We start from the raw sequence: 22,672 nt of genomic DNA, 5'->3' as shown, positions 1-22,672 counted from the left end.
GCCGAAGGAAAGCGCCACATCCAGGCCGTCCTGGCACTGGCCCGCCGCCGGGTCAACGTCCTCTGGGCCCTCCTCCGCGACGGACGGACCTACAAACCCGTCCCACCCACCGCTCATACTGCTTGACAGACCGCATTAGGAATCACTAACAAGAATTGCGAGAGCGTCGTGCTTCGGTTACCTCGTTAGATCGTCAACTAGACACCCGATGAGGATCGTCTCGAGCCAGTCGCAGGCCAGTACAGTGAGGCGCATCCACTTAAGCCATTTTGCGGGAAAGGGTGGACGTTCCACCTTCGCAAGTACGGTCCAGATTTTATGCAGCACCACGTACAAAGCAGCTACGTAGGCGGGGTAAAGATTAGAACATCAAGCAGAAGGTGAAAGTCAATCCACTTGATGACGAGTCCTCTGAACTCACCCTCCTCGGCGGCGGCTTTCCATACGCTGGTCGCGTTGATCGGGTCTTCCTTCTCCCGAAACAGAAAACCAGGCCACCGTTGAGCGCATCGGCTCCTATGCCTGCTGATTTTCTATCTGCAGCGACCTCAGCAGCTTGGAGGATTCGTTCATCACCAAGGCGGCGGCGATGGCGAGAGGTGGCACCGTCCACCACCCCACCCGCTTCCTGTCCCGCCATGTCGCAGACCAGGCACGCGTCGCAAGGCCCCAGAGCCACGGAGGGGCGGGGCTTGCAGCGCCGGTTGCCCTCGTGGGTGACGATGAGCATGGTGATCCACTGCCCGAGCGTATGCGGCAGGTCGAGTTCGGCAGGACAGATGACCAACGAGGCTTCTGAGCAGCATGGTTGAGATGTCAGACATCTCGATCGTCTGGGCGGGGGCCTCGCTCGTTGCTCTTGGCGGGCGTCACCTGATCGAGGTCCGGCTCGAGATGCTTAAGTGCTCCATCGGCTTGAGTGCTTGGTATGGGTGCTGAAGTACTTCGTTTTCGTGGTTGCGGTGAGCACTGTCAGGGGGGTGTGGCGCCCCGTCTCGTGTGCTTCCGCAGGGGTCGCGTCCCGCGTCGTAGAGCGGGTTCAGTGGTAGGGGTGCTGCCCCGGCCGCGCAGGCCGGTTCATGCGAGGTCGAAGGCACGACGGGCGTGTTCCACCTCGGGCATGTGTGTCGCGACCCACTCCAGGAGCACCTCGACCGGCTGCCGCATGGTCTTGCCCAGGGGTGTGATCCGGTACTCGACGGCGACGGGGCGGGAACTGAGAAGCACGCGCTCCACGATGCCGTTGCGTTCGAGCCGACGCAGCGTCGCGGTGAGCGACTTCTGGGTCACCGCGGGGATCGCACGGCGCAAATCGTTGAAACGGCAGGGGTGTTCGCAGAGTTCGTTGAGGACGCTCAGCGACCACTTGTCGAGCACTTGGTCGAGGAACTCCCGGTGGGGGTGCTCGATCCTGAGCTCGCCGTCGTGACTGTGCGGAGTAGCCGGCACGATACCTGGTCTCCTTGAAGTGTCCTTCGTCTACCAGGTAGCAAAGGTATACCGAGTTTGGTCGAAGTGAGGAGACCTCCATGTCCGTGCGTCGTTTCACACCCGAAGGCATGATGCAGCCCACCCCGTACGAGCATGTGGCCGTGGGCACTGGAAGGCGTCACGTGCATGTCAGCGGCCAGGTCGCCCGGTCGGCGGACGGATCTCCCCTCGCCCCGGGAGACCTCGCCGGACAGGTCGCCCACGCGCTGCGGAACACCGGGAAGGGCCTCGCAGGGGCGGGCGCGTCGTTCGACGACGTCCTGAGGCTCACGTTCTACGTCACGGACTGGGCGCCCGAGAAGATCGACGCGTTCATGGAAGGGGTCGGGCAGGTGGCGGAGGAGATCGGGTTGACAGTGCCGCTTCCGCCTTCCTCGCTGATCGGGGTCGACTATCTATTCGAGCCTGACGTCCTGGTCGAGGTGGAGGCGACAGCGATCCTCGATTGAATCGGCCCTCGGCGCCGACGCTGTTCACCTTCTCCGTGCAACCCGCCTCGGCGCCGCCTCGTCTCTCGGTCCGGTCTCACGGCATCGCAACTGGCGGCCGGTGACATCTCTTGAGTTCTATGGGTGAGCTTTTCAGCGTGGTCACTGATCGGGTGACGGGATCGGTCCCCACAACGCACAACGCACAACGCAATAGGCCCAAGGTCCCTGTGCCGTTGGAAGATTGGTTCTGCGTCTCAACCCACCGGCGCGGGGGAGGAGCGGGGCAAGAATCCCTCGATCGTCTTGCTGTACCGCGCGCTCGTCGCAGCCGACCAGGACGAGGCACCGGCCGGGACGGAGATCATCGCCCCCCGCCGGCCGTCGCGGGTGGACCTCACAGGGCCCGGCAGCGGCACCTACCCCGGGCTGTTGGACCGCCTCCAACGACAGGTCACGGGCATCGTCACCGACGAGGTGCTGCACACGCCCGTCGAACAGACCGAGGGCGAGACGAACGGGGTCGTGGCTGCGCTGCTGGTGGCGCCCGTGTACTGGTTCACCAGGCGTACGCCCCCGGCGTCGCCGATCGCCAGCGTGCTGACCGGGCTGGGACTGAAGGCGACCGAGGACATACTGCCGGTGAGCCCAGTGGCCTTGATGCGCGTCGTGCGCGTCGCCACGTCCCACAGCCGTACGGTCCTGTCCTCGCCGCCGGTTGCCAGGACACCGTTTCGATTGAACGCCAGCGTGGTCACTGCGCCGCTGTGTCCCTTGAGGACGCCTCGGACCTTTCCCGAGGCCCGGTCCCACACACGTACCGTCCCGTCCGCGCTCGCGGAGGCGAGCGTGCGGCCGTCCGGAATGAAGGCGACAGCTTTCACCTCGCTCGTGTGTCCGTACAGGCGCCGGTGCTTCGGCAGGGCCGCCGCGGCCCGCAGGCTCTCGACAGCCTCCCGGGTGTGGTCGGTGCGGTACGCCTGCACGGCAAGCAGCGAGGCCAGGTTCGGGATTGCTTGGGATGAGCTCGTCGGAATGGGCGGCGAGCGCCCGGGACCGTGCGGCCTGGCGCTCGGCGACGACGGTCCGCCACTGCCAGATCGCACCGCCCACCGCTACCAAAGCCAGCACCAGCAGCCCCGCCAGGACCGCGCCACCACCCGGCGGGTGCGGCGGATGGTGGCGCGTTGTCTCGCTCGGCTCGCCTCCAGGTAGGTGCCGATCTCCGTCGGCAGTCGCCGTCGGCTGGACCACTCCAGGCCCTCGGCCAGCGCCGTGCCGCCGAGGAGGTCACCGGGGTCCTTCTGGGAGGTCAATGCCCGCCGCCCGATGAGCTGTTGCTCCTTGGTCAGCTCGTCGAGGGCGCTGTCGCACCACGTGGTCACACTGCCGCTGACCCCTCCGACGCGCCGGTACGCCTCGTGCGTGAGGAAACCGTCCTGCCGCCGCAGCCACAGCTGGCTGAGGGTCATCTCGAGCAGGGGCAGCACGGTGACCGGCGCATGGTGGGTGACGGCCGCCTCGGGCGTGATGTCGAGGACGTCGCCGATGATGCGCTCGAGCAGGCCGGGTTGGAAGCGCAGTCCCACGTCCCGCGCGGGCAGCACGATGATTCGTACAGGGCCTGTTGGCCCAGCGGGCCCGGCACGTTGAGCAGCCCTGACACCGCCGTCCCCAGCAACTTCGGGGTGAGCGCGGCCAGTTGCGGTTAGAAGTCGTCCCGCATGATGAGGATCACGGTGACCTTCGTGTACGCGTCCGTGGCCGTCGTCACCTCGTCCACGACGGACAGCAGCTCCCGCAGCCGGCCGTTGCCAGCCTGTACCAGCAGCTCCTCGAACTGGTCGATGACCAGCAGGACGCGCTGGTACCCGGGATCCGTCGCGAGCCGTCGGTTGACCGCCGCGACTATCCCCTCGTCGCGTACGCCGGGCAGCCCGGCCCGTTCGATCTCGGCGAGCATGTTCTGCCGCGGCCGGGCGAGTACCGGCAACCACCTGTCGCTGCCGGGCAGTGCACCGTCGGCGAGCGCACGCAGCACACCGGCCTGAATCAGCGACGTCTTGCCCGACCCGGACGGCCGAGAAGCAGGGTCAGCCGCCGCTGCTGGGCCAGGTTGGCCAGCACCTGCCGCACCGCGTCCTGCCGTCCCTCGAACCACCGGGCGTGCTCGTCGGTGAACGGCTCCCAGCCCTCGACAGGGGCACACCTCCCGCGTGGCCAGGTCCGGCAGGACCTCCCTCAGCACCTCCGCCGGAGTGACGTAGGCGATGCCCTGCCCCCGCTGGTATGCGTCGGGCCCGGTGATCTCAGTCAGCATGCCGATGACCAGTCCGGTCACCTCGTCCCACACGGGACCGCCGCTGAACCCGGTGGTGAGGTCGTTGGCAGAGGTCAGCTGAAGGTGCGGGCGCCGGCCGTCGGCGCCGGGCAGCAGGTCGCCGCCGACCGCGAAACCGAAGTGCCCCTCGGGCGGGGCCTGTGCGGGGAACCTGGACGAGCGCACCTGGTGGCCCCGGCAGCCCTCCGCACGGTGACCTTCAGGTGGCAGCTGGCCTGGCTCTTGGTGATCACGGCTCCTGCCTCGAAGGCGAGATCGACCCCGAACTCCAGGGTGATCTGGTCGGGGCGCGCCTTGCGCAGCTGGTCGAGCGTGGCCTGCGCGGCCCGGGTGACCGGCTCCAGGGCGCCCTGCAGAGTCTCCGGCACGTCGTGGAGGTGTGGCCGAGGCGCCCGGCCTTCACGGGGCCATCGAGTGTGGATGGCGCCTCGACCAGGATCGAGCCGCCGCCGTCCAGCGGAATCCGCGTCAGAGCTGCCACGGTGCCTCCTTCACCGGCGGTCCCGCCCGACTGTCGCGGGCGTGCCAAGGGCTCACTCAGGGCTTGCAGCCATCCTCACCGCCCCCGTCCACCCCGCACCCGTCTGGTCCGTGCGCGTGACTGAGGAAGAGCTCGACGCCAGAGGCCAAAAGACAAGCTCTGCTTGTTCCGGGTGCGTCGGGCGTCCCGGCGGTAGGCAGGGGAGGCGGTGCGGTGTCGGTGTGCCAGTTCCTCAATGCCCCGTTCTTCACCTGACGCAGGGTTCACCAGCTGGGTAGGACCACAGCCCCGCCCCGACCCCGATCACCTTCCGTCGCTCCGACGCGATCCCCCTCACACCTGACTTCGGGGGCACCCTGTCCGGCTGGAGCACCATCAGCCATTGATCACAGCCAAGGCCGGCAGACAGGGGGCTCATGGAACGCGATGCGCCCGAGGCGTCACGCGAAGAATTCATGTCAAGATCGTAATTCGTTGGAAAGTCATGTTGTCGGATGGATTATTGCAGACTTGCAATGGCCGATCATGGAAAATTACGAAGAGTGGTTGACCCTGACGCTGTGTGCATGTTATTTATAGTGTCGGTCGATAGGCCAATCCTCTCGGGGGAGGGGTACGGGGCAGGGAAATTCTTCTTCTGCATGTCGCTTGCACCCACGTCTGCGCGTCGCTGAGTGCGCGCCGTCTGTGCTGCCGTTTCACGTATTCGCGTGCGGTGTTTGCGGTGTTTCAATGCCGCGATATTTCAGTGCATTGCCTGGGGGCGTCGATCCATGCCTCCATGCATAGACACAAAGGGCAGTCTCCAAGGGAATGGAGGGGGTATGGCGACGTCTGTCTCGTATCCCGGCGTTTATATCGAGGAGCTACCGAGCGCGGTCCGCACGATCACCGCGGTGACCACGTCGGTGACGGCGTTCGTGGGGGCGACCCGGCGTGGGCCGATCGACGAGGCGGTGACGATCACCAGCTTCGCCGACTTCGAGCGGCAGTACGGCGGCCTGGACGCGAAGAGCCTGCTGAGTTACGCGGTGCAGCAGTTCTTCCTGGCCGGCGGCTCGGTCGCGGTCATCGTCCGAGTCGCCAAGGGCGCCCAGCCGGCGTCGAAGGACATCGCGGCGGGTGGCGAGCCGAAGGCGCTGACGGTGACCTCGCGGGACGCCAGCGAATGGGGCAACGGGCTGCGGGTCGCGATCGACCCGGGCGCGAGCGACGAGACGTTCGGCCTGCGTGTGCTGGACGCCTCCGGAGCGGTGCTGGAGCGGTACCGCAACCTGTCGATGAGCTCCGACGCGCCGCGCTTCGTCGAGGCGGTCGTCAACGAGTCGTCATACATCGACGTCAAGGCGACCGGTGACGCGGTGCCGGACTTCTCCGGCACGGTCTCGGCGCCGGTCGACACGCTGCCGGATCTGGCGGGCAAGAAGCTCACCGCGACCGTCGAGGGCGTCGAACCCGTCGAGATCACGCTCTACACCGCTCAGGACAGCAAACCCGCGTCGCTGACCGCGCTCGGACTGCTGCTGGAGCGCAGGCTGCGAGCGGCGTCGTCCCACAAGGCCTTCACCAGGGCGGACGTCGATGTGGCCGGCAAGCGACTGCAGGTTCTGGCTGGGACGGCGGGCGCCACGATGACACTCACCGGCGAGGTGGCGAACGCGCTCGGCCTGACCACGGCGCACGCGACCGCGTACGCGTTGGAGGGCGGCGACGACGGCGACCCGCCGACGGACGCCGAGTTCCGCGGCAGCGAGGCCGACAAGACCGGTATGCAGGCGCTGCGGGAGGTGCAGGACGTCAACCTGCTCTGCCTTCCCGACCTGGCCGGGCAGGACTACTCGGGTGACGCGATCAGCGTGATCGCCATCGCTGTGGAGCTCTGCGAGGAAAAGCGGATGCTGCTGATCGTCGACAGCCCGCCGGAGTGGACCAGCATCGAGCAGGCCCGCACAGGTCTGCCGGCGTACGACGCGGTCCGCAGCGACCACGCGGCGCTGTACTTCCCGCACATCACGATGACCGACCCGCTGACCGGACGGCTGCGCACGTTCCCGCCGTCGGGAGCGATCGCCGGGCTGATGGCCAGAACCGACGCCGAGCGCGGGGTGTGGAAGGCGCCGGCGGGCACCGACGTGCGGCTGACCGGCGTGCGCTCGATGGGCGTCAGGATGTCCGATGCCGAGAACGGCCTGCTCAACCCGCTCGGGGTGAACTGCCTGCGGAGCTTTCCGATCGTCGGCCCGGTGATCTGGGGCGCGCGCACCCTCCTCGGCGCGGACGCGCTCACGTCGGAGTGGAAGTACGTCCCGGTCCGGCGGCTGGCGTTCATGCTCGAGGAAAGCCTGTACCGCGGCCTGAAGTGGGTGGTGTTCGAGCCGAACGACGAGCCGCTGTGGGGCCAGATCCGGCTCAACGTCGGCGCCTTCCTGCACACCCTGTTCACCCAGGGCGCTTTCCAGGGCACGTCGTCGCGCGAGGCCTATTTCGTGAAGTGCGACAAGGACACCACCACCCAGGACGACATAAACCGCGGCATTGTCAATGTGATCGTCGGTTTCGCGCCGCTGAAGCCGGCCGAGTTCGTCGTGGTGAAGATCGAACAGATGGCGGGCCGGATCGAGGTGTGAGGGATCAGAAATGGCAGAGTTCACTGTCAACGCTCAGCGGTTCGACCCCTACAAGAACTTCAAGTTCCTCGTGCTGTGGGACGGAAAGACCGTCGCCGGGTGCAGCAAGATCAGCCCGCTGAAAAGGACGACCGAGGTGATCAAACACCGTAACGGTGGCGATCCCAGCTCACCGCGGAAATCCGCCGGCCGGACCGAGTTCGAGGCGATCACGATCGAGCGCGGCGTCACCCACGACCCGGAATTCGACCGCTGGGCGAACAAGGTCTGGATGGTCGGCCAGGGCCTCGGCAGCGAGTCCTCGCTGAAGGACTTCCGCAAGGACATCGTGATCCAGATCCTCAACGAGGCCGGACAGGTGGCCCTCGCGTACAAGGTTTATCGGGCGTTCCCGTCGGAGTACCAGGTGCTCGGCGAGCTGGACGCCAACGCGAACGCGGTCGCCATCCAGCACCTGAAGCTCGAGTGCGAGGGCTGGGAGCGGGACCTGGAGGTCGCCGAGCCGGACGAGCCGTCGTACCAGCTTCCGTAAGGGGTGCGAGGTGGCTTCCCCGACGGAGCTGCTCGCCGCCTGGGAGGTCGGGCTCACGCTGCCCGCTTCCTCGGTCCAGCGGGCGGCACTGCTGCACGCGCTCGCCCGGCCCGGGCGGGCGGCCGACGAGCTGCTCGGTGTCCCGGTCGGCACCCGGGACGCCGAACTGCTCGGCCTGCGCGTCGCGTTGTTCGGCGATGTCCTGTCGGTCCGGATCGGCTGCTCGGTGTGCGGTGCGGACCTGGAATTCGATGTCGACACGACCGGCCTGGCGGTCGCCGCACCCGAGGCCGACCCGGAGCCGCTGACCGACGGCGACTGGACCGTGCGGTTCCGGCCCGCGACGCCCGCCGACCTCCTCGCGGTGCGGGACCTGGCCGCGCAGGAACCACGACGCGAACTCGCGGCCCGGCTGGTGCTCGAGGCGCGGCGCGGTGACCGGACGGTGCGCGTGGACCGGCTGCCGGAGCGCGTCGTACATCGGCTCGCCGAAGCGGTGGCGGCGGCGGACCCGGCGGCCGACATCTGGTTCGCCATGGCATGCCCGGACTGCGGCGCACAGGTGCGGGCGCAGCTCGACATCGCGTCCTACCTGTGGGACGAGCTCGACTCGTGGGCCCGTACGACGCTCGCCGACGTGCACGCGCTGGCCTCGAGCTACGGGTGGACCGAACCCGACGTGCTGGCGCTGTCACCGCTGCGCCGCCGCTACTACCTGGAGCTGGCCGGACATGGCTGAGACACGGACACCGGACCTGTTCGACCGGCTGCTCGCCCGCGCGGGGGTGGTGAGCGGGCCGGACGCCGTGGTGCCGCTGGTGCGGCCGCGGCTGGCGATGCCGTTCGAGCGGCTGTCGGCGGCGCCGCTGATGGAAACCGAGGTCGAGGTCGACGCCGCCGCCCCGTCCCGGTCGGCGTCGCAGGCGTCGGCAGCGCCACGGGCGACGGCGCAGGCCGGTCCGCAGGGGGTGCCGACGCCACGACCGTCGGTGCTGAGCCAGATCGAGCGGACCGTGCGGTCGATCGAGACGGTGCGCACAGTGTCCCCGGGGTCGCCGTGGCCGTCGGGCGGGGTGCAGGCGGCCGCACCGGTTGTCGTGCGGAGCGTCGTGGAGCGGCCGGTGCCGTCGTCGGACGCGGGGGCGCAGGCCGTCGAGGAGCCGGCGTATCGGCGGCCCGTCGCGGCGGACACGCCGGCGCGGACCCCGTACCTCCGGCCCACGGCCACCGGACGGACGACGTCCGAGGCACTTCCCTCCGTGCCGCGGACCGCCGGCGGGGTCAGGCGGCGCGAGGCGCAGGCCGCACCGGCCGAGCCGTCGGTGCAGGTCAGCATCGGCCGGCTCGAGGTGACGACGGCGGCGCACGAACCGAAGCGGGAAGGAACCGGCCGGAGTGGACGGCCCGAGCCGGCCGTCGGACTGGGGGCCTTCCTCGACCGGCGGGAGGCGACGTGAGCAACTACCTGGCGATCGCCCAGGCCACCGAGGCGCTGCGCGGCCTGCTGGCCCGCTCGGTGCAGTCCGACGTGCCCTACGCCGTACAGGTGGAGGCACGCAAGCCGCCGAGCGAGCCGGTGACCGAGCCGACGATCACGGTGTTCTGCTACCGGATCACCCCCAACGCGTCCCGGCGCAACGCCGACACGCCCACCCGGGACGGTGACGGACGGCTGCTGCGGACGCCCACGGCGGCGTACGACCTGCACTACCTGATCAGCTGCTACGGCAACGAAACCCGCCTGGTGCCGCAGGCACTGCTGGGCTCGGTGGCGCGCACGCTGCACGAGCAGCCGACGCTGTCGGCACAGGACCTGGAGACGGCCGCGGGGCAGGAGTTCCTGGCCGGCGCCGACCTGGCGGCGTCGCCGCAGGCGGTCCGGCTGACGCCGTCGAAGATGGATGTCGAGGACCTGTCGAAGCTGTGGTCGATGCTGATCCAGACGCCTTACACGCCGTCGATCGCGTTCGAGGCGTCCTTGGTGCTGCTGGAGAGCCGGCGGACGCCGGCCGCGGGCCGGCCGGTCCGGCAGCACCGGGTCCGCGTGGTCGCCGGCCGGCTACCGGTGGTGGAGGAGCTGCGCAGCCGCCCGGCCGGCTCGGACGCCGAGCCGCGGCCCGGCCCGGTGCCGTTGGGCCACGAGGTGGTGCTGACCGGGCACGACCTGAACGGCGAGAAGGTCACCGTCGACGCCGGCGGCGAGCTGGTGGCCCCGTCCGCCGTCGATGACGGCCGGGTGGTGTTCACTCCGCCCGCCGGTCTGGCCGCGGGAGTGCACCCGGTGCGGGTGCTCCACGAGGTCAGGTTCGGTGACTCGTTCCGGATCGTCGACTCGAACGAGACCGCGATGGCGCGGCAGGCCACCGTGACCGAGTCCGAGGTCACCGGCGGCGAGGTCGTCGCGACCCTGGACATCGCGGTCGGCGACCGGCAGCGCGTGTCGGTGCTGCTGGACGAACTGGACGGGTCCGGCAGCCATCGGTTCGACGCGGCGTACCCGCTGCCCGGTCCGCGGGAGCCCAAGACGGTCGCGGTCCGGGCGGCGGAGGTCACCGCCGGCAGCTATCTGCTGCGGGTGCGGATCGACGGCGTCGACACGGTGGTCGGCGAGGACCTGCGCACACCGGCGGTGGAGTTCTGATGAACGACGACGGGCGCGAGGCCGACGCGGCGGTCATGGCCACGGCTGTGGCCGGCGTCCTCGAGCGCCTTGACGCGCACGCCCGGGCCGCCGCCGACAAGGCGGCCGACGGCGGTGCTGCCGGACGGTCGCGGCGCCGGTCCCGGCACGCGGCGGCGGAGTCCCGGCCAGAGTCCCGGCACGCGGCGGCGGAGGTCGGCGACGGCGAGGGCGGTCGGGGCGGGGCGGTGTACGGCGAAGGCGCGCTGGCGACGGTGGTCGCCTGCTTCGGGCTGACGTCGTTCGAGCGGGACCTGCTGGTGCTGTGCGCGGCGATGGAGCTGGAGCCGACGGCGGCGGCGCGCTGCGCGGCGGCGAGCGGGCGGGAGTTCCCGACCTTCTCGCTGGCCCTGGCCGCGCTGGCCGAGCCGCACTGGAGCGCGCTGACACCGGACGCGCCGCTGCGCCGGTACCGGCTCGTCGAGGTCGCCGACGACGGGGTGCTCACCACCGCGCGGCTGCGGATCGACGAGCGGGTGCTGCACTTCCTGCTGGGGGTCTCCCTGGTCGAGCCGCGGCTGCAGGGCCTGGTCGCGCGCACCGCCGTACCCGGCCCGCTGCCGGAGTCGCAGACGCGGCTGGCAGCTCAGCTGGCGGCGGCGGTGAGCACCGACCGGGTGGCGGCGCTGTCCGGTGGCGACGTGCAGACCCGGCGCGAAGTGACGGCCACCGCGGCGCGCGCGGCCGGCTTCGCGACGTTCACGCTGTCGGCGGCCGACCTGCCGGCCGAGCCCGCGGACCGCGCGGTGCTGGCCCGGCTCTGGGAACGCGAAGGGGTGCTGCTGCCCGCCGTGCTGCTGGTCGAGGTCTCCGAGACGACGAAGGCCGCGGCCGCGGAGGCGTTCGTGGCGATGCTCGGCGTCCCGGTGGTGCTGTCCAGCCAGGACCCGCTCCCCGCACCGACGACGCACCGCGAGCAGCTGGTCGTCGAGCCGCTGGAGCAGGCCGAGCAGCGCGAGCTGTGGCGCGCCGCGCTGGACGGCCACGGCGGTGACGTCGATGTGGCAGGTCTCGTGGCGCAGTTCAGCCTGCCGGGGCACGTGATCCGGTCCGCCGGCGCGGTCGCCCGCGAGGCCGGTGGCGTGGTCGGCGGCGATGTACGGGCGGCGGCCTGGCGTGCGGGCCTTACGCACGCGCGGATCGCGCTCGACGAGCTCGGCCGCCGGGTGGAGCCACGGGCGGGCTGGGACGACCTGGTGGTGCCGGAGCGGCAGCGCAGGATCCTGCGCGAGATCGTCGCGCACGTCCGTCAGCGTGCCACCGTCTACCAGGACTGGGGATTCGAGGACGTGTTGCGGCGCGGGCTCGGCGTCACCGCCCTGTTCGCCGGCAGCAGCGGCACCGGCAAGACACTGGCCGCCGAAGTGGTGGCGGGCGAGCTCGGGCTGGACCTGTTCGTCATCGACCTGTCCCAGGTGGTCAGCAAGTACATCGGCGAGACCGAGAAGAACCTGCGCCGCATCTTCGACGCGGCCGAGCGCGGGGGCGCGGTGCTGCTCTTCGACGAGGCGGACGCGCTGTTCGGCAAGCGCAGCGAGGTGAAGGACTCGCACGACCGGTACGCGAACCTCGAAGTCAGCTATCTACTGATGCGGATGGAGTCGTACCGGGGCCTGGCGATCCTGACCACGAATCAAAAGAAGGCCCTGGACCAGGCGTTCCTGCGGCGACTGCGGTTCGTGGTCGACTTCCCGTTCCCGGACATGGCCGAGCGGGCCGAGATCTGGCGGCGCGTGATCCCGCCCCGGGTCCCGGTCGACGGGGTCGCAGTCGAGCGGCTGGCACAACTGACGGTGGCCGGCGGCAGCATCCGGAACATCGCGCTGTCGGCCGCCTTCCTGGCCGCCGACGAGGGCACCGCGCTGCAGATGCGGCATCTGCTCGCCGCCGCGCACACCGAGTACGTCAAGTTCGAGCGCTCGGTGACGTCCACGGAGGTGGCCGGATGGGTGTGAGCCTGCACGTGGACGAGCTGGTGATCCGCGGCGTCGACGGTGTGCGACGCGCCGACGCCGACCGGATCGCGCGTGCGTTCACACGTGAGCTCACCCGGCTGCTGACCGAGCAGCCACCGGCTGCCGAGGGCGCGTCGTACGACGTGGTCAGCGGCCTGCGTCCGCTGCCCGCCACCACCTCCCCAGGCCGTCTGGGGCGGGAGCTGGCGCGTGCCGTGCACCGGGAGCTGATGCGATGAGCACCGTCACGCAGGTACGACAGCAGCAGCCGGAGCCACCGCGCCGCAAGCGCGGGAAACGGTCCGCGCCGCTGCGGGACACGCGGGCGCGACGTACACCGCCGGCACCGGACGAGGTGCTCGCGCAGCCTGGGAAGCCGCTGGAGCCCGGAGTCGGGCGCGTGATGGAGGAGTGGCTGGGCCACGACTTCAGCGCGGTCCGCATCCACAGCGACCGGGACGCGGCTGCGCTGGCCGCGCTGGTCGGAGCGGACGCCGTCGCCGTGGGCAAGGACATCTTCTTCGCCGCGGGCGCGTACCGCCCGGAGACCGCCCAGGGCCTACGGCTGCTCGCGCACGAACTCCTGCACACCGTGCAGGTACCGGACGCGCCCGGCCGACTGAGGCTCGGCCGTCAGGACGGCACGCTGAGCCGGCCCCTGGACGGGGTCGAGCGCGAGGCCGCGGAGCGGGTGGACCGTGCCTCGGACGGTCGCGGCGGCCGGGGCACGGCGGCCGGGAGTGGCGAGCGGGCGGTGCGGGAGCGGGGCGCGCAGCCGGTGTCGTGGCTGCGGTTCATCAGCGTCGACGTGTCCCAACTGCGGGCCGAGCAACTGGACCCGGCGACGCTGGTGGACCGGATCGTCGCCGGCGTGGTGCGTACGCTGCGCGGCGACCCGGCGGACGCGGCGGGACGAGTGCGGCAGCAACTGGTACGGCTTGCGCCGGAACTGCGGTCCGGCGTACTGGCCGGGCTGCGGCAGCGGCTGGCTTCGCCCGACTATCTGCGGGTCGAGCAACTGGTGGCCGCGGCCGAGACGCCCGCAGGCACACCGGTGGACACCGCTGCCGTACCGGAGCCCGTCGTGGATCCGGCCGAACGGGCGCGGACCGAACGGCGCGACCGGGCCGAGGAGAAGGCGGGCGACGAGCGGAGCCGCGCGGACCGGGAGCGCGACGGGCGTGACGAGGAGCGGCAGGACGCGGAGGACCGGGACCGGGATCGCGAGCGTACCGGCGAGGACGCGGCCCACAAGGGCGAGCAGGACGGGCAGGACGCCGAGCGCTCGAAGGGAGCGGCGCTCGACGAGCAGCGCCGCAGGGACTCCGCCGAGGAGGACGAGCAGAAGCGCGAGGACGAAGGGCACCGCAAGGCCACGGAGAAGGGCGAGCAGCCGGAAGCGGAGGGCCAGGAACAGCCCGCTGCCGAGGGCGGGTCGGCTCAGCCGCAGGAAGCGGCGAGTGGTGCCGCCGCGCCCCCGGCGGTGGCCGCCCCCGAGGCCGGGGTGAGCGGGGCCGGGCTGGAGCCGCTCGGTCAGGCACCGGTCGTCGGGGCCCAGGTCGGGACGGCTGCCCCGGTCGGCAGCTCGGGCGCGGACCCGGTGCGCGAGGACCGCGCGGAGGCGGTCGCGAACGATCCGCAGGGACCGCTGGCCCAGCACGGGCTGGCGAAGGAGCCGGGCAGACAGGACGAGCCGCCGGAGCAGGAGAAGCCGCTCCACACCGAGGCCGGTGCGGAGTCCGAGGTACCGGCGCCGGAGGAGGCCGCCGAGCCCGAACCTCCGCAGCAGGCCGTCGACCGGGCCGAGCAGGAGGCCGGGGCGGACAAGCCGGCGCCGGACCCGGTGCCCAAGACCGACCCGGACCTGTCAGCGGTGCCGACCGCCGACGAGGAACTGAAGGCCGCGCCGGGGAACACGCCGCCGAAGCCGCGGGAACTGCCGAGCATGCCCGCGCCGCCACCGGTCGAGGCCGAGCCGCAGGATCTGGACCGGGCCGAGACGGCCGAGCAGGCCGCCGAGCCGGAGCTGGAGCGCGCCGACGCTGAGACCCCGCAGGATGGAGCGGTTGAGGCAGAGGACGAGGGCGCATCCGACATGCGGGGGACGGCGCCTGCGGTCGACGCCACCGCACCCGCGGCCGGGCCCGGCGGGTCGGCCGCAGCGACACCGGTCACCGGAGTGGGCCCCGCGGAGCCCGCCGCCGCGAACTCGGCCGCATCGGCTCCGGCCGACTCGACAGCCGCCGCCCCGTCACCGGCTGCCGCTGGGGACTTTGCCGGACCGGCGACCGGACCTGCCACGCTCGGCCGGGAAGCGGACGGAGTCGGCCCTGATTCCGCCGACACGTCTTCTGCCGAGCTGTCGGCCGTGTCGGGCGGTACGGCACCCGGGCCGGGCGCGCGTACCCCGGGGGAACCACGGCCCACCGAACCGATGCCGGGCGATCCTCAACTCGCGGACGCGGCAGCCGCACCCGGCAGCTTCCCGGTGACGGCTCAGTCGGCGACGCCGGGACAGACGGGGCCGGAAGGTGCCGCCCCCGGCGCCGGACCCGAGGGCTCGCTGGAGACCGGCGGTGGCGGCTGCGCCGGGGCACCGGCGGCCACGACGGAGGCCGACGCCCAGGGCGGTGACGGCGGAGGCGGCTGCGGGGGCGGTGGCGCCGCACCGGCCCCGGCCGAGAAGAAGGCACAAGCGCAGCCGCCGGACGTCACCGGCCAGAAGCCGACAGCCGCGCTCGCGACGATCTCGTCCCAGCCACCGGCCCGGATGCCGCAGGCACTCGGCGGCGTCGACCAGGCCGTGAGTACCACGGTCGCCACGGAGCACCAGGATCTCCAGGGTGCCCCGCCGACGCTCGAACGTCCGAGCGGCGCCCCGCAGACACAGGCCGGTGCCCCCCAGACCGGTGAGCCGGTGTCCACCGCGGTCGAGCCTATGACGGAGGTGACCCCGCAGACGCTCGCCACACAGCGCGAGGCCCACCCCCCACCGACCGCGAACACCCCGAACCCCGTGACCAGGGTCAAGGACCCGGTCGTCGCCGGGGGCAGCGAGGAGAAGGCAAGCGACGCCGAGATCCAGCAGCTGCAGGGCGCAGTCAATGGCGTACCCACCAGGGACGACCGGCTGTACACCACCGTCGGCGCCGCGCCCAGGGTCAAGCTCGCGGGCGAGACCGACCCGGCGCTCGCCGACGAGCAGCACCGGCAGACCGAGGACCACATCGACCGGACGCACGCGCTCGGCCGGCAGGACGCGGCGGTCGGGCTGGGCGAAGACCAGGTCTACCCGGACGCGCCCGGTGAGAAGCTCACCGCCTCGGTGCCCGGCCGCACGCCTGCCGCCGGCGCGCCCGCTGCGGCAGGCGGTCCGGGTGCCGGCGGGGCGGATCCGGACACGGTGTCGGCGGTCGCCGTACAGGAACGCGGCCCGCAGATCCAGGCCGGATTCGCCGACGGCCAGGGCAAGATGGGCCAGGCCCAGCAGGACAAGCAGAGCCAGTCCGGCCAGGCGAAGGCGGACAACCGGGCCCAGGTCCAGCAGGCGATCGCGGAGAACAGCGACCAGCAGGCCGCCGTACGCCAGGAAGCCCGCGAGGACGCCGCCGGCAAGCGTGGCGAGTGGCGTGACGAGCAGGACAAGGCGGTCGAGGACAACACCAGGACCGCGACCGGCGCGCACACGAAGGCCCGCGAGGACACCAGCGCCAAGAAGACCGAGGCCGACGCAGGCATCGAGAAGCGCAAGAACGAGGACAACGACCGGATCGAGAAGGAGCGCAAGGCCGCCGAGGAGAAGGCCCGCAAGGAGCGAGAGGCCAAGAAGGAGGAATCCTCCGGCTGGTGGGGCTGGGTCAAGTCCAAGGTCAAGGCCGCGTTCGACGCGCTCGTCTCGGTGATCAAGGGCGTGTTCGACCTGGCGGTCAAGGCGATCGACGCGATCAAGGAGGGCTTCAAGAAGGCGATCAACGGCCTGATCGACCTGGCCGCGAAGGCGATCACCGGCATCATCAAGGGCCTCGCGAACGCACTGCTGGCCGTGGTGAGCGTGATCGGCAGGGTCTTCCCCGGCATCGCGGAGAAGGTGCGCAAGGCGATCATCTCGATGCGCGACGCCGCGATCGTCAAGGTGCAGCAGCTCGCCGATCGGCTGAAGAAGGCGGTCAACGCGCTCATCGACGCGCTGGCCGGCGCGTTGGTCGCGGTCCTGCGGGTGTACGAGAAGGCGCTGCTCTCGGCGGTCGAGGTGGTCCGCGGTGTGGTGATGGCGGCGATCGCGTTCGTCGATTCCGCGATCAAGCTGCTGGGTGAGGTCGCGGCCCTGGTCAAGGACATCGCGCCGGATCCGATCGGCTGGGTCCGCAAGCTCGGGGGCGCGGCCAAGGAGGGTGTCCGCACCTTCCTCTGGGGCGCGATCAAGACCGCGGTCAAGGAGTGGTTCAACGCCAAGGTCGAGTCCGTCGTCGGCATCGGCAGGCTGCTGTGGAACGTGCTGGTGAAGGGCTGCATGTCGGTCGCGCAGATCGGGAAGATGGCCTGGCAGGCGATTGTGAAGTCGCTGCCCGCGATGATCATCTCGATCGTCGTCGAGAAGCTCATCGGCCTGATCGTCCCGGCGGTCGGCGGCATCATCGCGATCGCTCAGGGCGTGATGGCGGCCTACCAGAGCGTCAGCAGGATCATCGCCGCGTTCAGTGCGTTTCTGAGGTTCCTGAAGGCGGTGAGGGCCGGTGGTGTGGCGGCCGCGTGCCTGTTCGCGAAGGCCGTCGCGGCCGGGGCGGTGGCGCTGCTGGAGTTCATCTCGAACTTCCTGATGGTGCGGATCGCGGGTGCCCTCAAGGGCGTCGGCACCAAGCTCAAGGGCATCGCCGAGAAGATCATGAAGGGCCTCGGCCGCGGCGCCGGCGCGGTCAAGAAGACCGCCGGCCGAGCGGTCAATGCCGCCCGCCAGGCGGTACGACGAGGGGTAGCGGCCGTGAAGGGCGGTGCTGTCGCCGCCGCCGGTGCGGTCAAGCGGGGCGTCACGGCGGGTGCGCGGGCGGTGCGTTCGGGCGCGCGCCGGGTGGGCGCGGCGGCCAAAAGCGGCTTGCGAGGGGCTGCTGACGGGGCACGGCGTGCGGCGGGGGCGGTCGGCCGGGTGGTCGCGCCCGCGCTGAAGATGGTCAACCGGACGATCAAGCGGCTGGGCAGCAAGCTCGCGAACAGCAGGCTCGGCCGTTCGCTGAAGGCGAGCGCCGGCAAGCTGAAGAACCTGGTCGCCAAGGGCAAGCAGAAGCTCAAGGACTGGCGCAAGAAGGTCGCGGACCGCCGCAAGCAGAGCCGCCAGAACAAGACGAAGAGGCCTCAGGAGTCCAAGGAGCAGCGCCTCGCCCGCACAGTCCAGCGCATCAGGCCTCTGATCGAACGCCTCCTCAAGCGCGGCGTTCGCGGCATCCTCTTCCGCAGCACGCTCGCGGCTCTGCGAGCCTGGTACCGCCTGTCCGCGCTCGTCGCAGAGGGAGCGCACGCTTTCCGGATCAGCGCGCGGCTGAATCCAAGCGCCGACGTCGGCAACGGGTTCGTCGTCGACCGGGATCGGCTCCTGCAGTTCGTACGCGACCTGGGCCGGGAGATCGTGGAGAGGTCGCGCCCGCAGGCAGCCCACATCAGACAGACGATCCGACCGGGCTCGATCGACCTCAAGACGAAGAAGCCACGTGAAATCGTCGACGTCCGGATTCCACGTGGCACGAACCTACCGGCGGTTCTCGCGCACGCTCAGGACATGCAACACCGGGGCTGGGGCAAGAAGGAGATCCTCAGCTTCCTGCGCGCCACGGCCGCGGAAGCCGCCACAGAAGTGGAGGCCACGGCCAAGAACCGGTCGGCTGTCGAGGTCGCCCGCCAGCAGAAGAAGGGGGGCCTGAGAAACAAGGTCGTTTCCGCGCTTCAGGAGGGGCGTGAGGTGCGCACGGACCTCAAGTACACCGACATCGCGCAGTCCGAAGGTGCGAAGGGACAGGCGAAGGTCACCGGCCGACAACTGGCGGACTTCGCCGCGGGACACCGGCCGACCGGAGCGAACGCGGGCACGGTGGCCTATCTGGGCACGCTGCTCGTCGTTCAGGAGGGGCACCGCAACATAGGGTCCGTGGTCACTTCGGGCATGGCCATCCAGACACTGGAGCAGGGGCGGGACCTGGGGGAGGCGATGCGCGAACTGCCCATGTCGATGGGCAGGGCCCAGAAGGGTTCCGACGCCGTCGACGAATACCTCAAGCAACCTCCCGAGCAGCGCGCGTCCCACCGCCTCTCTGCCGAGGGCAGGACCCTGATCGAGCGCGAGATCGCTGCGATCAAGGTGTGGGTGGCGCTGCTCGACCTGCACGTCGCCACGGGGTCGGAGAAGAGTGTCGAGCAGCAGCTGTTCGATCACATCCGGGCACGCATGAATCAGCTGTACTTCGACCAGTCACACACCGTAGTCGGTGTCGGAGAGTAGGGCCCATGAATACAACAGACCACCGATCGGATCGCCTCGTGCTGAAGCAACGGCACGCCGAGAACGAGGTCCAGGCATTCGCGGACGAGTTGGGTTGGCCACGCATGGGCGAGCAGGACGAAGACCTCGACATCGGACAGTCTCGCGAGGTGATGTGGGGCGCCGGCACCGCACTGTCACTGCACTATGTCGAGGACCCCATCTCGCGGAACGACTATGCGATGGCATGGGGCGTGAAGGAATCCGCGGTGGTCGCGCTTGCGCGGATGGCCGCGGAGCGGCTCGCCGTCTGGAGCCCGGCTGAGCTGTTCGCGGCACTCGACGAAGCCGCTGACCCGCAGGCCCGGGCAGCTGCCGTTCTGCGCATCGGGCTGGGAGCTCCTGATGCCTTCGACAAGAGCTTCTTCGACCGCATCATCACTGCGATGGCCGACCCCGACACGAACGTCCGAGAGGCTGCGATTCACGCAACCCTCCACTCGCCGTACCCGCAGTACCGCGACATGCTGCGGCGGATCGCGGTCAGCGATCCGGATCCGGACAGACGTGAGAATGCCTCGATCGTGCTCGAGTCCTTTGACGACGGCGAGGACGGTCTCCGGTGACGCGATACGCGGACCTCCCCAAACCAGTACAGGCCGGCATCGTCATCGTCGACCCCGAGCGCGGCACCCCCCAGCGGGTGATCGTGCTGCAGTTCAACCCCGACTCGCTGGAGCGCAGCATCGCGCCGCAGGCCGGTGGTGGGGAGCAGCAGGGGGACCGGACCGAGGCGTTGCGGTTGAAGGGGCCGGCGGTCGAGTCGTGGAAGTTCACCGTGGAGCTGGACGCCACCGACCAGCCCGCCGTGCCGTCTCCTCTCGGCATCCACCCGCACCTGGCGGCGCTGGAGATGCTGATCCAGCCGCCGGCCGCACAGGTGCGCGCCAACAGCCGGCTGGCCGACCGGGGCCTGCTCGAGATCACGCCCGTCGAGCAGCCGCTGACGCTGTTCGTCTGGGGCCCGCGGCGCGTCGTACCGGTCCGGCTGACCGAACTCTCGGTCACCGAGGAGGCGTTCGACCAGCAGTTGCAGCCGATCCGGGCCACGCTCGCGGTCGGGCTGCGGCTGCTGACGGTCAGCGACCTGCCCGCCGGGCACCGCGGCGCGGAGCTGTATCTCGCGCACCTCGCACAGAAGGAACGCCTGGCGGGACAACTCGCCGCCGGCCGGCTCGCACAGCTGGGACTGACCGGCATCTGAGCCTCGTACAGCGGACGACGAAGGGGGAAGCACATGGCAGGGCTACTGGACGACATCCCGGCGCCGGACCCGTATCCGCGGACCAGTAGATACCACGGCATCGGGCAGTCGGTGCACACGACGGCCGACGGGCAGGAGATCCCGTACACGCCGCGGCGGATCCTGCCGCCGCCGGAGCGGCTGGTGCAGATCGACGAGCACGTGGTGGCCGACGGGGACCGCGCCGACAACCTGGCGAACCGGTACATGGGCGACGCCGAGCAGTGGTGGCGGATCGCGGACGCGAACCCCGTCATGGATCCGGCCGACCTGACCCGGACCCCGGGCCGGGTGCTGCGGATCACGCTGCCGGACCAGACCGCCTGACCAGACGACGGCGGCACGCCGACTCGCAAGAGGCCGGTGCACGGAGAGGGAGGGGGGACCGATGGCTGAGGCACCCGTTCGGTTGTTGCTGATGATGGGGCGGCAGATCGCGGTGCCTGCCCCGGAGGCGGTGACCGAGGCGTTGCTGTCGGCACAGATCACGGTCAGCGCGGGGCAGCGCAGCGGGTTCCAGCTGGCGTTCGACCTGTCGAAGAGCGGGCTGATCGGGCGGACCCTGCTGCCGTCCGGGTTCTTCGACCCGCCGACCCGGGTGGTGCTCACGGCGATCGTGCGGGGGACGCCGGCGGTGCTGATGGACGGAGTGATCCTGCGGCACGAGGTCGGTGTGAGCGGGGTGCCGGGGCAGTCGACGCTGACGCTCACCGGCGAGGACCTGACGGTGCTGATGGACCTGGAGGAGCGCGAGGGCGTGCCCTATCCGGCGATGGGTCCGGCGATCCGGGTGGCAACGATCATCGCGCAGTACGCGCAGTACGGGATCGCGCCGCTGGTCGTCCCCGAGCTGGTGCCCCAGACACCGCTGCCGACGCAGCGGGTGGACTTCCAGAAGGGCACCGACCTCGGATACCTCAACGAGCTTGCCAAGGCGAACGGTTACGTCTTCTACCTCGACCCCGGTCCGGTGCCGGGCATCAGCAAGGGCTACTGGGGACCGGAGATGCGGATCGGCGTCCCGCAGCACGCGCTGACCGTGAACTCCGACCATCTGTCGAACGTGGACCAGATGACGTTCGGCTTCGACGGCTCGGCCCGGGAGCAACCGGTCGCACGGATCCAGATCCCCGCCACCAAGGTGGCGCTGCTGCTGCCGGTGCCCGAGGTGAGCGTGCTGCGGCCGCCCCTCGCGGCCAGGCCGGCGCCCGCGCTGAAGAAGAAGGTGATCGCGGACACCGCGAAGAAGGAGCCGGCGCAGGCGGTGGCCGAGGCGCTCGCCAAGGCGGTCGAGTCGTCCGACGCGGTGAGCGGCTCCGGCCAGCTGGACGTCACCCGGTACGGGCATGTGCTGCGGGCGCGTGAGCTGGTCGGCGTGCGCGGGGCGGGGCTGACGTACGACGGCCTCTATTACGTGAAGTCCGTGACGCACAACCTGCAGCGCGGCTCGTACACCCAGAACTTCACCCTGGCCCGTGAGGGCCTGGTGTCCCTGACCCCGGCCGTGCTCCCGTGAGGACGACAGATGCCAGAAGCGAAGAAGTACCTCGGCAAGTACCGCGGCACCGTGGTGAACAACGTCGACCCGTTGCAGCAGGGCCGGATCCAGGCGACGGTGCCGGACGTGCTCGGCGACACCCCGTGCACGTTCGCGATGCCCTGCCTTCCGGTGGCCGGTCCGCAGACCGGGATGTACGCCGTACCGGTGGTCGGGGCCGGGGTGTGGATCGAGTTCGAGCAGGGCGACCCCAGCTTTCCGGTCTGGACGGGCTGCTGGTTCGGCTCGGTGGCCGAGGTGCCGCCGGCCGCGCTGGCCGGACCGCCGGGGCAGCCGAACGTCCTGCTGCAGACCCGCGGCCAGTACAGCATCCTCATGTCCGATCTGCCCGGCGGCCCGGGCATCACCTTGCGCTCGCCCGGCGGGGCGGTGATCACGGTCAACGACGCCGGAATCCTGATCAGCAACGGCAAGGGCGCGACGATCTCACTGGTGGGCACCGCCGTGGACGTCAACACCGGTGGGCTCACGGTGACTTGACCATGACCAACGCGCTGCATGTGAACGCGACCGTGAGCTGCCCGCACGGCGGGCGGGCCTCGTACCTGCCGGCGTCCCCTCGGGCGAACCTGTCCGGCCAGCCGGCCGCCACCGTGGCCGGCACCTGGCTGATCGCGGGCTGCCCGTTCACCGTCGGGCCCAAGCCGCAGCCGTGCGTGACGATCCGCTGGGTGAGCCCCGCGGCTCGGGTGACGGTGGCGGGGGCACCGGTGGTGACGCAGACGTCGACCGGGCTGTGCCTCAGCGCGGAACAGGTCCCGCAGGGGCCGCCGCTGGTGACGGTCGTACAGCAACGAACCAAAGGGGTCTGAG

Annotated in this window: 20 protein-coding genes and 2 pseudogenes; 16 read left to right on the top strand and 6 right to left on the bottom strand. The window is 70.5% G+C overall.

The genetic code is table 11. From position 1 onward, the window contains the following. A pseudogene (locus ACWCPI_RS38340) lies at positions 1-126 on the top strand (IS110 family transposase); the annotation flags it as partial. A gap of 553 nt (positions 127-679) precedes the next feature. On the opposite strand, the pseudogene ACWCPI_RS38335 reads toward ACWCPI_RS38340, so the two are convergent. Both ACWCPI_RS38335 and ACWCPI_RS38330 read right to left on the bottom strand, forming a co-directional pair. Then, positions 680-787, bottom strand: a pseudogene (locus ACWCPI_RS38335) (IS5/IS1182 family transposase); the annotation flags it as partial. A 290-nt stretch (positions 788-1,077) separates the two neighbouring features. Continuing rightward, complete coding sequence (locus ACWCPI_RS38330) at positions 1,078-1,449, bottom strand: winged helix-turn-helix transcriptional regulator (RefSeq protein WP_451042585.1); 372 nt, start codon at positions 1,447-1,449, stop codon at positions 1,078-1,080. 80 nt (positions 1,450-1,529) lie between these two features. On the opposite strand from ACWCPI_RS38330, the gene ACWCPI_RS38325 reads away from it, so the two are divergent. Further along, positions 1,530-1,940, top strand: coding sequence for a RidA family protein (locus tag ACWCPI_RS38325; RefSeq protein WP_221756125.1), 411 nt, complete (start codon positions 1,530-1,532; stop codon positions 1,938-1,940). Positions 1,941-2,338: 398 nt separating this feature from the next. Here the strand turns inward: ACWCPI_RS38325 and ACWCPI_RS38320 are convergent, their stop codons facing one another. From ACWCPI_RS38320 to ACWCPI_RS38305, 4 genes are all read right to left on the bottom strand, one after another. Next, positions 2,339-2,905, bottom strand: coding sequence for a WD40 repeat domain-containing protein (locus ACWCPI_RS38320; protein WP_451042584.1), 567 nt, complete (start codon positions 2,903-2,905; stop codon positions 2,339-2,341). A 129-nt stretch (positions 2,906-3,034) separates the two neighbouring features. Next, the gene (locus ACWCPI_RS38315) at positions 3,035-3,526 is read right to left on the bottom strand and encodes an nSTAND1 domain-containing NTPase (protein ID WP_451042583.1); all 492 of its coding nucleotides are present in this window, start codon (positions 3,524-3,526) and stop codon (positions 3,035-3,037) included. A 101-nt stretch (positions 3,527-3,627) separates the two neighbouring features. After that, positions 3,628-3,960, bottom strand: a complete 333-nt coding sequence (locus ACWCPI_RS38310; RefSeq protein ID WP_451042582.1) for an nSTAND1 domain-containing NTPase — start codon at positions 3,958-3,960, stop codon at positions 3,628-3,630. Between the two features lie 353 nt (positions 3,961-4,313). Then, positions 4,314-4,628, bottom strand: a complete 315-nt coding sequence (locus ACWCPI_RS38305) for a CU044_2847 family protein (protein ID WP_451042581.1) — start codon at positions 4,626-4,628, stop codon at positions 4,314-4,316. Between the two features lie 937 nt (positions 4,629-5,565). Here ACWCPI_RS38305 and ACWCPI_RS38300 point away from each other — a divergent pair. The 14 genes from ACWCPI_RS38300 to ACWCPI_RS38235 all read left to right on the top strand — a co-directional run bounded on the left by ACWCPI_RS38300 (position 5,566) and on the right by ACWCPI_RS38235 (position 22,671). Beyond that, positions 5,566-7,368, top strand: a complete 1,803-nt coding sequence (locus ACWCPI_RS38300) for a phage tail sheath family protein (RefSeq protein ID WP_451042580.1) — start codon at positions 5,566-5,568, stop codon at positions 7,366-7,368. A 10-nt stretch (positions 7,369-7,378) separates the two neighbouring features. Continuing rightward, positions 7,379-7,900: a phage tail protein gene (locus tag ACWCPI_RS38295; RefSeq protein ID WP_451042579.1), complete on the top strand. Its 522-nt coding sequence runs from the start codon at positions 7,379-7,381 to the stop codon at positions 7,898-7,900. 10 nt (positions 7,901-7,910) lie between these two features. Continuing rightward, entirely contained in the window at positions 7,911-8,639 is a 729-nt protein-coding gene (locus ACWCPI_RS38290; protein WP_451042578.1) for a hypothetical protein, read from the top strand. Beyond that, positions 8,632-9,357 carry a hypothetical protein gene (locus tag ACWCPI_RS38285; protein ID WP_451042577.1) on the top strand — a complete coding sequence of 242 codons (726 nt, stop codon included), beginning with the start codon at positions 8,632-8,634 and terminating at the stop codon, positions 9,355-9,357. The genes ACWCPI_RS38290 and ACWCPI_RS38285 overlap by 8 nt, the downstream gene beginning before the upstream one ends. Beyond that, positions 9,354-10,541, top strand: a complete 1,188-nt coding sequence (locus ACWCPI_RS38280; protein WP_451042576.1) for a DUF4255 domain-containing protein — start codon at positions 9,354-9,356, stop codon at positions 10,539-10,541. The genes ACWCPI_RS38285 and ACWCPI_RS38280 overlap by 4 nt, the downstream gene beginning before the upstream one ends. Next, positions 10,541-12,535 (top strand): ATP-binding protein, encoded by a 1,995-nt coding sequence (locus ACWCPI_RS38275; RefSeq protein WP_451042575.1) that lies wholly within the window; start codon positions 10,541-10,543, stop codon positions 12,533-12,535. Before ACWCPI_RS38280 ends, ACWCPI_RS38275 begins: the two co-directional genes overlap by 1 nt. After that, the gene (locus tag ACWCPI_RS38270; protein WP_451042574.1) at positions 12,532-12,774 is read left to right on the top strand and encodes a hypothetical protein; all 243 of its coding nucleotides are present in this window, start codon (positions 12,532-12,534) and stop codon (positions 12,772-12,774) included. Before ACWCPI_RS38275 ends, ACWCPI_RS38270 begins: the two co-directional genes overlap by 4 nt. Further along, a complete protein-coding gene (locus tag ACWCPI_RS38265) occupies positions 12,771-19,019 on the top strand; it encodes an eCIS core domain-containing protein (RefSeq protein ID WP_451042573.1) in 6,249 nt (2,082 codons plus the stop codon). Before ACWCPI_RS38270 ends, ACWCPI_RS38265 begins: the two co-directional genes overlap by 4 nt. 5 nt (positions 19,020-19,024) lie before the next feature. Further along, the gene (locus ACWCPI_RS38260) at positions 19,025-19,624 is read left to right on the top strand and encodes a HEAT repeat domain-containing protein (protein WP_451042572.1); all 600 of its coding nucleotides are present in this window, start codon (positions 19,025-19,027) and stop codon (positions 19,622-19,624) included. Then, positions 19,621-20,262 carry a hypothetical protein gene (locus tag ACWCPI_RS38255; protein WP_451042571.1) on the top strand — a complete coding sequence of 214 codons (642 nt, stop codon included), beginning with the start codon at positions 19,621-19,623 and terminating at the stop codon, positions 20,260-20,262. The genes ACWCPI_RS38260 and ACWCPI_RS38255 overlap by 4 nt, the downstream gene beginning before the upstream one ends. Positions 20,263-20,295: 33 nt before the next feature. Beyond that, positions 20,296-20,628 (top strand): tail protein X, encoded by a 333-nt coding sequence (locus tag ACWCPI_RS38250; protein WP_451042570.1) that lies wholly within the window; start codon positions 20,296-20,298, stop codon positions 20,626-20,628. A 61-nt stretch (positions 20,629-20,689) separates the two neighbouring features. Then, positions 20,690-21,817, top strand: coding sequence for a hypothetical protein (locus ACWCPI_RS38245; protein WP_451042569.1), 1,128 nt, complete (start codon positions 20,690-20,692; stop codon positions 21,815-21,817). Between the two features lie 9 nt (positions 21,818-21,826). Beyond that, a complete protein-coding gene (locus tag ACWCPI_RS38240; protein WP_451042568.1) occupies positions 21,827-22,339 on the top strand; it encodes a phage baseplate assembly protein V in 513 nt (170 codons plus the stop codon). Between the two features lie 2 nt (positions 22,340-22,341). Next, the gene (locus tag ACWCPI_RS38235) at positions 22,342-22,671 is read left to right on the top strand and encodes a hypothetical protein (protein ID WP_451042567.1); all 330 of its coding nucleotides are present in this window, start codon (positions 22,342-22,344) and stop codon (positions 22,669-22,671) included. Position 22,672 lies beyond the last annotated feature (1 nt).

This window comes from Streptomyces sp. NPDC001920, from assembly GCF_053594495.1.
This window is presented reverse-complemented; position numbering and strand designations above follow the sequence as displayed.

What these genes read in the sequence shown, in the direction of transcription:
- ACWCPI_RS38275 (WP_451042575.1), top strand. Translation starts at nt 10,541, where the DNA reads ATGAACGACGACGGGCGCGAGGCCGACGCGGCGGTCATGGCCACGGCT.
- ACWCPI_RS38325 (WP_221756125.1), top strand. Translation starts at nt 1,530, where the DNA reads ATGTCCGTGCGTCGTTTCACACCCGAAGGCATGATGCAGCCCACCCCG.
- ACWCPI_RS38235 (WP_451042567.1), top strand. Translation starts at nt 22,342, where the DNA reads ATGACCAACGCGCTGCATGTGAACGCGACCGTGAGCTGCCCGCACGGC.
- ACWCPI_RS38295 (WP_451042579.1), top strand. Translation starts at nt 7,379, where the DNA reads ATGGCAGAGTTCACTGTCAACGCTCAGCGGTTCGACCCCTACAAGAAC.
- ACWCPI_RS38265 (WP_451042573.1), top strand. Translation starts at nt 12,771, where the DNA reads ATGAGCACCGTCACGCAGGTACGACAGCAGCAGCCGGAGCCACCGCGC.
- ACWCPI_RS38240 (WP_451042568.1), top strand. Translation starts at nt 21,827, where the DNA reads ATGCCAGAAGCGAAGAAGTACCTCGGCAAGTACCGCGGCACCGTGGTG.
- ACWCPI_RS38245 (WP_451042569.1), top strand. Translation starts at nt 20,690, where the DNA reads ATGGCTGAGGCACCCGTTCGGTTGTTGCTGATGATGGGGCGGCAGATC.
- ACWCPI_RS38260 (WP_451042572.1), top strand. Translation starts at nt 19,025, where the DNA reads ATGAATACAACAGACCACCGATCGGATCGCCTCGTGCTGAAGCAACGG.
- ACWCPI_RS38285 (WP_451042577.1), top strand. Translation starts at nt 8,632, where the DNA reads ATGGCTGAGACACGGACACCGGACCTGTTCGACCGGCTGCTCGCCCGC.
- ACWCPI_RS38300 (WP_451042580.1), top strand. Translation starts at nt 5,566, where the DNA reads ATGGCGACGTCTGTCTCGTATCCCGGCGTTTATATCGAGGAGCTACCG.
- ACWCPI_RS38250 (WP_451042570.1), top strand. Translation starts at nt 20,296, where the DNA reads ATGGCAGGGCTACTGGACGACATCCCGGCGCCGGACCCGTATCCGCGG.